The 12,050-nt window shown below is 71.6% G+C and carries 5 protein-coding genes; 4 read left to right on the top strand and 1 reads right to left on the bottom strand.

What is annotated here, in order from left to right; all coding sequences use genetic code 11:
• Positions 1 to 179 precede the first annotated feature (179 nt).
• The 3 genes from IH26_RS0136450 (at position 180) to IH26_RS0136460 (ending at position 4,542) form a co-directional block, all read left to right on the top strand.
• A complete protein-coding gene (locus IH26_RS0136450) occupies positions 180 to 2,717 on the top strand; it encodes a putative bifunctional diguanylate cyclase/phosphodiesterase (RefSeq protein ID WP_034216707.1) in 2,538 nt (845 codons plus the stop codon).
• Positions 2,718 to 2,830: 113 nt separating this feature from the next.
• Complete coding sequence (locus IH26_RS0136455; protein WP_034216708.1) at positions 2,831 to 4,066, top strand: glycosyltransferase 87 family protein; 1,236 nt, start codon at positions 2,831 to 2,833, stop codon at positions 4,064 to 4,066.
• 41 nt (positions 4,067 to 4,107) lie between these two features.
• Entirely contained in the window at positions 4,108 to 4,542 is a 435-nt protein-coding gene (locus IH26_RS0136460; protein ID WP_030440834.1) for a TFIIB-type zinc ribbon-containing protein, read from the top strand.
• A 98-nt stretch (positions 4,543 to 4,640) separates the two neighbouring features.
• Here the strand turns inward: IH26_RS0136460 and IH26_RS0136465 are convergent, their stop codons facing one another.
• Positions 4,641 to 7,352 (bottom strand): replicative DNA helicase, encoded by a 2,712-nt coding sequence (locus tag IH26_RS0136465; RefSeq protein WP_034216709.1) that lies wholly within the window; start codon positions 7,350 to 7,352, stop codon positions 4,641 to 4,643.
• A 347-nt stretch (positions 7,353 to 7,699) separates the two neighbouring features.
• On the opposite strand from IH26_RS0136465, the gene IH26_RS0136470 reads away from it, so the two are divergent.
• Positions 7,700 to 11,911 (top strand): hypothetical protein, encoded by a 4,212-nt coding sequence (locus IH26_RS0136470; RefSeq protein WP_157437565.1) that lies wholly within the window; start codon positions 7,700 to 7,702, stop codon positions 11,909 to 11,911.
• Positions 11,912 to 12,050: the final 139 nt, after the last annotated feature.

Consider the following 12,050-nt stretch of genomic DNA (forward strand, 5'->3'; position numbering starts at 1 on the left):
CATGCCTATATAACGTCTCTCTCGTCGCGACGCACTTGATCACGGGCCCGGCTACTGGGGGGCCACCCACGCAAGGAGAGAGCCATGCGTACTGCTCACTGGGAATAGGGATAGGTGCGCGACAACGCGCCGGTGAATACGCTTGAGCCCGGACGGGTTCCGTAGCGCTCAGCGACAGGATGACTCCGTTGCGCATTCGAAGCTTCAACGACGACGCGACCGATCGGCAGCTGATGCTGCTCATCGGTCTCGTCGTCGTTCTGGCGTTCGGGACCTTTTCGCTGACCGTCTGGCAAGCCGGCGGCTCGGTCGCCGCCGTGCCCAACCCGGTCCTGTTGATTGCGTTCTACCTGCTGACAGCGGTTGCCGACCGCATCAAGATCGTCGTTCGCGTTGGTTCCAGCTCGATCGGCGGGGACTGGGGCGAGATTCCGGTCATGGTGGGCCTCGTCCTGATGCCGGTCCCGTGGGTGACCTTGTGCGCCTGTGCCGGCGTCGCCACGGCACGCATCATTGCCAAGGGCGTCCCGCACCGGACGGTCTTCACGGTCGCCAAGCAGGTGCTCGTCGTCAGCGCCGCCGGCACCACGTTGATGCTCCTCGGCACCCATCCGAGCGTCACCGATCCGCGAGCGCCGCTGGGTGCCGCCGCAGCGGCCTATTTGGTCTTCTGGTTCGTTGATGAGCTCGTGTTCTATCCGGTCATCGCGGTCGCCTCACATACGACGATCCTCAAGGCCTTCCGGCGCGGCCTGACCGAACGGGTCATCAGCCACGCCGCCCGACTCGTCACCGTGACGTTCGTCGTCGACGTGCTGGTCACCGGCGCGAACCCGCTGCTGCTCCTGTTCGTCCCGTCGATCGTCGGCTGCATCTACCTGTGGCAGTCCCTCCGGCAAGGGACGCGGCAGGAGAGGGACGCGTGGCGCCAGCTCGCGGAGACCACCGATGAGCTCAGCTCGGTCGACCTCAACGAGGTGCTCTACGTCGCGGCGACCAAGAGCGCGCTGCTCTTCTCGGCCGACGAGGTCGAGATCGACCTGGTCGCCAGCGGAGTGGATCGGGTCGTGCGGGCGCGTGCTCAGGGTGTGATCTACGACGGCCCCGGCCCGCGGAAGTTCGGCGGCGATTCCTCGATCACCACTGATCTCGAGACCCGCGACCGGAGCTACCAGGCCGGCGCACTGGTGCTGGACTTCCACGGAAAGATCAAGTTCACCGAGTTCGAGCGGTACAAGCTCAAGACGTTCGCCTCCGCTCTCTGCACCGCGATCCGCAACGCTGCCGCGTACGCCGAACTGCAGCGGCTCAACGAGCAGAACGCGTTCGACGCCGCGCACGACCCGCTGACCGGCCTGGCCAACCGCCGCGAGCTGTACGAACGGGCCGAGGAGTACTTCGCCGGCCGCACCGAGGACGGCGTGGTCGCCCTGCTGCTGATCGACCTCAACCACTTCAAGGAGGTCAACGACACGCTCGGCCACGGCGCCGGCGACGCGGTGCTTCGTGAGGTGGCCCGGCGGCTCGACGACGCGGCCGCCCCCGGCGATCTGGTCGCCCGGCTCGGCGGCGACGAGTTCGCGGTGCTGCTGCTCAACCTGGCCACCCCGGCGCTGGCCACGCATCGGGCCGAGCAGATGCTCAGCGCGCTCGAGGCCACGCTCGAGGTCGAGGGTATGCAGATCACCGTCGAGGCGGCCGGCGGCATCGCGCTGGCCCTGGGCAGCGGCGGCATCAACGAGCTGATGCGGCGCGCCGACGTGGCTATGTACCAGGCGAAGCGGGCCGGCCAGCGCACCGCGACGTACGCGCACTCGCAGGACACCGCCGACGTCAGCCGCCTGATGCTCGGTGGCGAGCTGCAGCGCGCGGTCGCCGAGCAGGAGTTCGTGGTCGACTTCCAGCCGATCGTCGACCTGGGTAGCGGCGAGATCATCTCGACCGAGGCGCTGGCCCGCTGGCAACACCCCGAGCACGGTTATCTCACGCCCATGCAGTTCCTCGAGACCGTCGAGCGCTCCGGTCAGCTGCCCGCCTTCGCCGAGGCCGTGCTCGACCAGGCGCTGGCCGCCTCGGGCGTCTGGCGGGAAGCCGGCTTCGATCTGCCGGTCGCGGTGAACGTGTCGCCGCGCAGCCTGCTCGACCCGCGCTTCCCGGCCACCGTGCTGGCCCAGCTGTCCCGGCACGGCGTGCCGTCCGACCGGCTCGTCCTGGAGCTGGCCGAGACGCTCACGATCAGCCAGCTCGACACGGTCGGCCGCGCCCTCGCCGAGCTGCGCGAGGCCGGGGTCGGCCTGGCCCTCGACGACTTCGGGACAGGTGTCTCGCCGCTCTCGGTGCTGTCGCACCTCCCGGTCAACCAGCTCAAGATCGACCGCGAGTTCGTCACCGCCGTCGAGACCTCCTCGGAGGCGTCCGCGGTGATCCGCTCGACCGTCGACCTGGCCCGCAGCCTGCATCTGACGGTGGTGGCCGAGGGTGTGGAGAGCGAGCCGCAACGGCATGCCCTGTGGGAGCTGGGCTGCGTCGCCGGTCAGGGCCACCTGTTCGCCCGGCCCATGTCGGCGGTCCGGCTGCTCGGCGCGCTGCAGCGGGGTTCGGGCGGTCGCCCGGGCACGCTGGCCGCCGCGCTGCACGACGGCGGCTCCGTCGTCCGCCTGCCGCGCCGGCGCCCGCCAGGCTCGTCCCGCGCCACGTCGCCGCACCAGCCGGCCTGACCTCTCCTCCAGACCTGGCCCTGGCCGGCCTCACGCGCTCCTCCCAGACCTAGCCGGCCTCACGCGCTCCTCCAGGCCTGGCCGGGCTGACCTGCTCTGTCACACTTGCCCGCGTGACCAACCGCGCCGTCCACCTGCTCCAGCGCATCGATCGGGCCGGCGACGGAGTCAAAACCGACCTCTTCCTGTACGGGATCTCCGCCGCCTTCGCGTTGCTCACCGCACTCACCTCGACGCTCCTGCCGCACCGGGGATGGGGCGCGATCGCGGTCTGGGCCTACGCCGCGGCGACCGTGGTCGTCGTCGTCCGGCTGGTGACCCGCTCGACCGCCGGGCGGGCCGCGCTCGCCTGGGCCACCGGGGTGTTCGCGACGTTGCTGCCGCTGGTGGTCGAGGCGGTGCAGCGGGCCGGTGGGCGTACCGACCGGGCGCAGGAGGAGGTGCTGGTCGTCGAGCGGATGGGCGACCGCCTGCTGCACCACGGGACGCCCTACCTGGCCCGGGACGCGATCGCGGCGCTGCCCGCGGACGAGCGGCTGATGGGATACAGCCCCTACCAACCGGGCATGGCGGTCTTCGGCCTGCCCCGGGCGGTCTTCGGGGACTACTGGTGGACCGACGCGCGGGTGTGGTTCGCCGTGGTGACTGTGGCGGCGCTGGTCCTCGCCGTACGCCTGCTTGGGTCTGGTCCTTCCTTGATCCGGGCGATCCAGTCCGTGGCGGTGTTCCCGATCTGTGCGCTCACCCTGGCCACCGGCGGCGATGACCTGCCGGTGCTAGCGCTCTGCCTGCTCGCCCTCGCGCTCACGGCGGCCGGTCGATGGGCCTGGGCGGGCGTCGCGATCGGTGCGGGCGCGGCCTGCAAACTGTTCGCCTTCCCGGTGCTCGTGGTGCTCGCGGCCCTGGCGGTGGCGAACGGCCGCCGGCGCTCGTTCCTGCCCGGCGCGCTCGGCCTGCCGATCCTGGTGCTGATTCCGCCGCTGCTCGTCGACGCCGACGCGGTGATCGAGAACGTGCTCCGCTTCCCGCTCGGCCACGGCGTGGTCGCCAGCCCGGCGCAGTCGCCGTTCCCCGGTTACCTGATCGCGCGGCACCTGCCGGCCGGCCGGTTCATCGCCATCGGGCTGCTGGCCGCCGTCGCCGTGGTGATCGGCGTACGGCTGCTGCGCCGGCCCCCACGCACGGCGACGACCGCGGCCCTGATCAGCGGCTGGGGCATGCTTGCGGCGATCTTGCTGCTGCCCACCACCCGCTTCGGGTATCTGCTCTACCCGATCGCTTTCCTCGTCTGGGCGCCCGCCCTGACGTCCGATGTTTCTCAACGAGCATTCAGCAAGCACACAGCCTGACCGGGCCGGAAACCGTGGCTTTGGCTTGTACCGTCGGTGAGATGCAGATGACCTGTCCGAAGTGTCACGGCGAGATGCGGGTGTACGAGCGCAGCGGCGTAACGGTGGATCAGTGCACCGAGTGCCGCGGCATCTTCCTCGATCGCGGTGAGCTGGAGAAACTCTTCGAGGCCGAGGCGACCTGGAACAGTCGACAGGCCGCGCCCAGTTCCGCGGCTCCTACGCCGCCGCCGGGCCCCTACACTCCGCCGCCGCCCCCGCCGGCCCCCGGCGGCTACGCGGCCCCGCCGCCTCCGGCTCACGGCGGGTATGCGGCGCCTGCGGCGTATGGCGCACCGGCCGCGCACGGCTATCCGGCGCCCGGCTATGGCCACCACGGCCACTACCGGCACCACGGGCACTACCGCCAGCAGGGCGGCTACCACGGCCACTACCGGCGCAAGCGCAAGGGCTTCCTGCACGACCTCTTCGACTGACCGACAGCGGCTTTTTCGCGAGGCGACCACGGCTACCGGCCGGCCCCGCCCATCGGGCCGGCCGGCGCGTTTTTCCAGGACCCGCCGACCCGTCCTGATTAGACGATGGCCATGTCGACAAAGCGGGACAAATGCAGCTGAGCCGCCACCGTCACCGTGTCGGTAGGTCCATTTCGGTGCTTGGCCACGATGAAGTCCGCCTCACCGGCCCGCGGCGACTCCTTGTCGTAGTAGTCATCACGGTGCAGCAGGATGACCACGTCAGCATCTTGCTCAATCGAGTTGTGCGTCGCGATGCCGTTCGCGATGAAGTTGTGCTTTCCGGCGACCGTCGCGTCGTAAACGTCGTGGTCACCGATGTATTCGATGGACTTGATCTCGTCCCAGAAGACGTCGTTGGTGGCGTGCAACTCCAGGTCGGCATCGTCCAGAACCTTGGCGATGCGGCCTAGTCGCTCCCGGCTGGGCGCATGCTTCCACAGCGCGCTGCCACAGAACTGCGTGCCGATGGCGGCCGCGAACTCCCGGTGGGTCATGCCGCTGTCGAGCAGGATCCGGCGCACGTCATCCCACACCTCCCGCGGCACGGTATCCACGTTGGTGTTGCTGCGTGACTGCTCGAGCACCTCGAGGAGCTCGGTGCACCGCTCGGCCCGTGCGCCGAAGACACCGATCTCGCGGAGGAAGCGCAACTGATCGTCCCGGCCCGAGATGTCGAGGGTGAACTGGTCTCGGTGAGCCGCCGGACACACCACGTTCAGCCGCGCCGTGATCCCGAAACGAAGCAGCAGGCGAGACACACCGTCGAGCAACGGCCGGCTGGTGGACGAGAAGTAGATGCGACCGCCAGTGCCCGCCTTGTTGACCGTCACCGAGCCATCGGTGGCCCACAGGTGGCTGAGGAAGAGCTTGACCTGCCCCTTGGGGAAGCGGAACACCGTTTCCGGAATGAACTTCTCGTGCGACCGCAACCCGAACAGGCCAAGGCCGTCGAGCCACTCGGCGATCGGGTTACGCCGACCGCGTGCCAGCCGGTAGGGCGCCGGCAGCCGGAGCGTGGTGACTCGCGCGGCCGCGGACTCGTCACGAATGGCGGTGATGCCGAAGTGCTTGGCAGCGTCGGCGACAGCCTTGAGATTTTCCTCGTCGACGCTCGCGTAGCGGATCGGCTGGCGACGCACGAACGAACCGTCACCGAGCAGATGCGCAAGCAGGATGGCCTCGGAATCGTCCCATGGCATCACCATGAAGGGCGGCGGAACGTGCCGGGGCGTGGCCAGCCTGTCACCCTCTGACAGGTCTCCCAGCGACTTCCATCCCGCATAAGTGAGGAAGGGGTGGTTCGCCGTGGCCTCGATCTGCTTACCCGACGTGAGGGTGAGCCGGTAGACCGGTCGATGCCCGCTGGGAAACACATGAGTCAGGGTCTGCGGCGTGTACTGCAGCCGCTCGTTGAGCGACCACACGGGCACATTGCGGGCGCCCGCAGCAAGCAGCTCGCCGAGCGTGGTCTCGCTGTTGTCGTCGGCCCGCATCACCCTCGTCGCAGCCGTCAAGCAGCCCGACTCACGCAGGTCAGACAGCTGTGGTCGCTTGTCGGTGCGCTGCTCGGGACCGCGGTTCAGCTGCGACACCGCGATCACCGGGCACTCGATCTCCTTCGCCAGCAGCTTCAGGCCACGGGAGAGATCCGCGACCTCCTGCTGCCGGCTCTCCGTGCGTTTCGGCGAGGTCATCAGCTGGAGATAGTCGACCACCAGCAGTTTCAGGTCGTGCCGCTGCTTGAGCCGGCGGGCCTTCGCGCGGATCTCCATCAGGTTCATGCTCGGGGTGTCGTCCACGAAGATGGGGGCCTCGCTGATCTCCCCCATCCGCCGGGCCAGCTTGCTCCAGTCGTCGTCGGTCAGCTGGCCGGAGCGCAGCACGTGCAGCGGCACCCGGGCCTCGGCCGACAAAAGCCGCATGACCATCTCGATCTTGCTCATTTCGAGCGAGAAGATGGCACTGGCACAGTTACTGCGAATCGCGGCATTACGGGCAAAGTCCATGCTCACCGTGGACTTACCGAGACCGGGTCGCCCGGCCACGATGATCAGCTGGCCCGGGTGCAGGCCGTTGAGGAGACGGTCCAGATCGGAGAAGCCGGTCGGCACGCCGGTCATCACGCCGCCCTGCGCGCCGACCGCCTCGATCTCGTCGAGCGTCGGCTGCAGCATGTCGCCGAGGGCCGCGAAATCCTCGCTCACCCGTTTCTCGGTGACGTCGTAGATCGCCTGCTGGGCGAGGTCGACGATGTCGTCCACATCCCGGCCGCCGTTGCCGCCGGTGCCGTAGCCCAGCTGCACGATCTTCGTCCCGGCCTCGACCAGCCGGCGCAGGATCGCGCGCTCCGAGACGATGCGCGCGTAGTAGGAGGCGTTGGCCGCGGTGGGCACGCTCTCGATCAGCGTGTGCAGATACGGCACGCCACCGATCCGCTGCAGGTCACCGGAGTCGGAGAGGGCCGCGGCCACGGTCAGCGCGTCGGCGGGCTCCCCCCGCCCGTACAGGTCGAGAACGACATCGAAGATCGTCGCGTGCACCGGACGGTAGAAATCCTGCACCTTGAGGATCTCGACCACGTCGGCGATCGCATCCTTGGAGAGCAGCATGCCGCCGAGCACGCCCTGCTCGGCCGCCACGTCCTGCGGCGGGGACCGGTCGAAGCCGCCGGCCGCCGGCCCGTCGCCGCCGCCCCCGCGCGGCGGCCCACCGGCCGATGACTGGGCTGGTGGCCGCGACTCCGGCCGCGCGTCGTCGGTGATCGACACCCGGACCTCCCTCGTTCGCTGTGCCGTTCTCCCGTGATCCAACAGCCCGGGTATGACACTTTCGGCTGAACCCCCGCGGCACGAGGTCGCATCACTCTACGAAGACGCCGTCGGCTGCCCAAGCGAGCCGGTGGACGAGCCTCTGGACAACTTGTGGACATCCGGCCCCAGCTTGTGGGCAGCCCTGTGTACAGCTTGTGCACAACTTTTGGCAGTCTCTCTGCCTGCCCCTTGCTCAGCAGGAAATACGTCGTCAACAGCTTGTGGGGGAGAAAAAGCTGCCGCGCGTGAGCAAGCCATCGCCCGGAGGCGTTGCGGTTCGGACGCTTGCACGTCACGCTTTCTGGGTGGACCAACGGGAATGGGACTACGGCGCCCGCATGCCGCGCGATCGTCGCGCTGCGCAGCCGTGGCCTTCCCCGAGTCCGGAGCGTGCCGATTTCGCCGAGCCCGAGCCGAAATGGCAGTCGTTGACCGACACGGGCAGCATGGAGCCCAGCCCCGAGGCCCTCGCCTGGCAGCGCCGCGCCGACGCCTGGGCGCAGCAGTCCGAGCCCGGCGAGCAGGCGGTCGAGCCGGCCAACCGCTGGTCCGAGGTGGCTTCGACCGGCCGCACGACCTTCCCGGCCGACGGCATGGGCTGGCGCACCGAGACGGCCGAGTGGCGGGCGACCGGCGCGCGCTGGCGGCAGACCACCGAGTGGCGCTCGACGACCGGCTCGCACGGCTGGCGCTCCACCACCGAGGCCTGGCAGTCCGGCGGCGCCAACCAGTACAACGAGCCCGCCGAGACGCCCAGCTCGCAGCCGGCGATCTCGAGCACCGCGTGGTCCGCCGACCCGCCCGCCGAGGAGGCGCGCCCGGCCTGGCAGCAGTTCACCAGCCAGGCGCGGCCCTGGGAGCAGCCGCAACAGCAGTCCACGCCCAGCTGGCAGCAGCCTTCGCCGCGTACGCCCGCGGAAAGCCCCTCGTCCTGGCAGCAGCTGGTCGGCGACACCCCGGCCGAGCGCCCGTCCTGGCAGCGAGACGCGATCGACGGCACCGCCACCTGGAACGATTCGGGTTCGTCCGGCGCCACCAAGGACCCGTCCTCCATGTCCAGCTGGCTGCGTATGGAGGATCCGGCCGAGACGCCGAGCTGGCAGACCCCGCGCGACGACGGCCGTCATCTCGTGCGCGAGGACGACCGCGCCGCCTGGCGCCGCGATGCGGAGCTGGGTGCTGGGTCACCGCCCGTCGGCCGCCGCCGGGCTCCCGAGGGGGGCAGTTCAAAACCTTCCGGGGGTACGGGTTGGGCCACCCGTTCCGACTCCGACAATTGGGCCGGGCACACCGACACGGGCAACATCCCGCTCTACCCCGACCCGGCCACCCCGAGCACCCCCACGTGGGCCGGCGCCGACCCGGCGAGCCGCCCCGACGCGTCCACCGGCCGCCGTGTGCTGCCGACCAGCTCGTTCGAGGGCGCCGGAACGGCCTACGACGACCCGACCCGCGGCCGGGGTTACGACCCGACCCGCAGCGCGGGCTACGACGCCCCCGCCAGCGGCGCCGGCTATGAACCCAGCCGTGGCGCGGGCTACGATCCTGGCCGTGGCGCAGGCTACGACCCCGGCCGTGGCGCGGGCTACGACGATCCGGGCCGGCGGTCGACCTACGGCGAGCCCACCCGACGCAGCCGGCACGCGGATTCCGACGCTGATCAGCCCGGTCGCCCGGTCGGTGGCGCCGCGTCGGCCCCGATGCCGCTCAGCTACGACACCCGCCCCGGTGGCAGCCAGGACACCCGCCTCGGTGGCGGCTACGACGCCCGGCCGGGTGGCAGCCACGCGGCCGAGTCCGCCCCCGGCCCGCGCCGAGGCCGCTATGCCGACGAGGCCCCGCCGGTCGAGGTCCCGCGCGGCTACCCGGGCGACACCCCGCCCGGTTCCGGCTTCGGTCGCGGCGCGAGCCCCGGCTACGGCACCGAGCCGCCACCGGCCGCCCCCACCTCCAGCTACGGCCGCGGCGCCGGCCTAGCCGAGCCCCCGCCCGCCGCGCCGACCTCCAGCTACGGCCGCGGCGCCGGCCTGGCCGAGCCGCCACCCGCCGCGCCGACCACCGGTTTCGGCCGTGGCGCGGCCGCTTACCCGGTCGACCCGCAGCCGAGCGGCGGCTTCGGGCGTGGGTCGGGCGTGGCCGAGCCGCCGCCCGCGGCTCCGACCAGCAGCTTCGGCCGTGGCGCGGCCCCCGCCTACGGCACCGAGCCGCCCCCGGCCGCCCCCACCTCGAGCTACGGCCGCGGTGCCGGCTTGGCCGAGCCGCCGCCTGGCAGCTTCGGCCGCGGCGCCGGCACCGCCGAGCCCCCATCCGACAATTACGGTCCCGGCCCGGCCGAGCCGCCGTCCGGCAGTTACGGTCGCGGCGCCGGCCTGGCCGAGCCCCCCTCCGCCGCCCCGACCACCGGTTATGGGCGTGGCGCGGGCCCGGACTATCCGGCCGATCAGCGACCGGCCGGCGGCGGTCGCCGGCGCGGCGCGGCCGACGCCGAGGGTGGTGCCCGCAGCGCGCCCGGCGGCCGGCGGTCCCGCGCCGAGCAGCCGCCGGCTCCGCCCGCCCGCGGCGGCAAGGCCAGGTACAACGAGACGCACAGCGACGACTGGCGCGAGCAGACCGGCTCGTGGGTGGCCGAGCCGGACACCAGCAGTTGGGTTCGCGATCCCGACACCGGCCAGTGGAGCCGCTCCGAGGACGACCCGCGCGTGCTGGCCTGGCGCGAGGAGGCGGCCCGCCGCGAGTCGATGAGCGACGGCAAACCGCCGCAGCGCCGCGAGCTGCCCGCCGGCCCGGCCCGGCCCGAGCCGCCGGTCGACGACTGGCGTAGCCCGCGCGACGATGCCGGCCCGGCCAGTTCCCCGCGGAGCGCCATGCCGGCCGCGCCCCGCAGCAGCATGCCGTCGAGCGCCCCGCGCAGCGCCACGCCGTACGGTAATCCGCCCGACGACGAGCCCACGTACCCGAACGGCGTCCGAGGCGGCGGCTCCTACGGCAGCCCCCGTCGCGAGCTGCCCAGCGGCCGCCGGCCCGACGACGCCGGCTACGGCGCCGCCCCAGCCGGCGGCCCCTCCTACGGCGGCGGCCCGGCCAACGGCGGCGGCACCTACGGCAGCCCGCGTCGCGAGCTCCAGGGCGGACGCCGGCCCGACGACACCGGCTATGGCGCCGCCCCGGTCAGCGGCCCCTCCTACGGCAGCCGCCGCGTCTCCGGCAGCGCCCCGACGAGCAGCCCGACCTACGGCAGCGCCCCGACAAGCGGCCCCAGCTACGGCGGCGGCACTTACGGCAGCGCCCCACGCAGCGGGCCGGCCTATGGCAGCGCCGCGGGCGGCGGGCCGGCCTACGGAAGCGGCTCGGCCAGTGCCCCGACGAGCGGCCCCGTCTACGGCAGCGCCCGCCGCGAGCTGCCCAGCGGCCGCGACTACGACGGCCCCGGCAACGCCCCGCGCAGCGGCCTGCCCTACGCCGACTCCCCGGCCGGCGGAACGACCTACGGCGGCTCGGCCGACTATCGGTCCGGCGGCCGTCGACGCGACGATGACGACGCACCACCGCCCGGCGGTGGCCGCCGCTCGGCCGGCTATGACGAGGCGCCGAGCCAGGAAACCTGGCGCCGTACCCCCGAAACCGGTCCTTCCTGGCAGAGCCGCGCCCTTGGCGCCGCACCCGAGGCCCCGTCGTGGTCCCGCGGCGGCGATCCGGCGCAGCGTCCCCCCGCCGACGACTGGCGCCGGGAACTCGCCGAACCGGGCCAGCGACCGGCCCCCGCCGACTGGCGCAGCGACCTCGCCGAACCGGCCCAGCGTCCCGCCAACGACTGGCGTAGCGAGTTCTCCGAACCCGCCGAGAACGGCCGCGGCTCGGCCTCCTATCGCGAGGGCGGCGGCGACGATTGGCGGCGCGACCTGTCACCGGGTGGCGGCAGTCTCGCCGAGGGTGAGTCCCGGCGCTTCGGCACCTCGGATTACGTGCCCTTTCGGTCCGGCGGGGCCGCAGCCGTCCCGCGATCCTCGAACCTATCGATGACCTCCACCTCGCTGATCTCGCCGGTGCCCCGCGAGCAGCGAGATCTCCGCGATCCGATGGTTCGCCCGCAGCGTTCCGGCAATGGGTTCCAACAGGGTCAGACCGGCTCCTACGAGCGCCGCCCGGTCACCGGCGCCTTCCCCACGAGCCGGAGGAGCGACCTGCTTGATCCGGACGACGAGGAGGGTGATCAGGACTCGGGCGGCCCGCTCGCCGCGATCGGTTACACCGTCATCTGGTACGGAGTGCCGCTCGTCCTGTTCGTCGTCTACATGCTGGTGGTCAACACCGGCTCGCAGTCGCACGCTCTCGGCACTCTCGCCAAGGCGGCGCCGCAGTTCCTGATCTCGCTCGTGCTGAGCGTCGGGGTCGCCGTGGGCCTGCGCAAATTCAGCAGCTCGTGGAAGGCGATCAGCGTCGGCCTCGCCGCCGCGGTGGTCGGCGGCGGACTGGCCACAGTGCTCAGTTCCGCAATCACCGGCAACAGCTTGAGTTAGCTGGGGACGACAAACGACACGACCGCCGTGGTCAACAGCACCCGAGTCCCCGGAAGACAAACGACGCGATCGCTGTGGTCGACGGCAGGCGAGTTCTCGAAAAGTAAACGGCGCGCCGGGCCGGAGCCCAGCGCGCCGT

The organism is Actinoplanes subtropicus (genome assembly GCF_000721705.1).
GTDB classification, from domain to species: Bacteria; Actinomycetota; Actinomycetes; order Mycobacteriales; family Micromonosporaceae; genus Actinoplanes; species Actinoplanes subtropicus.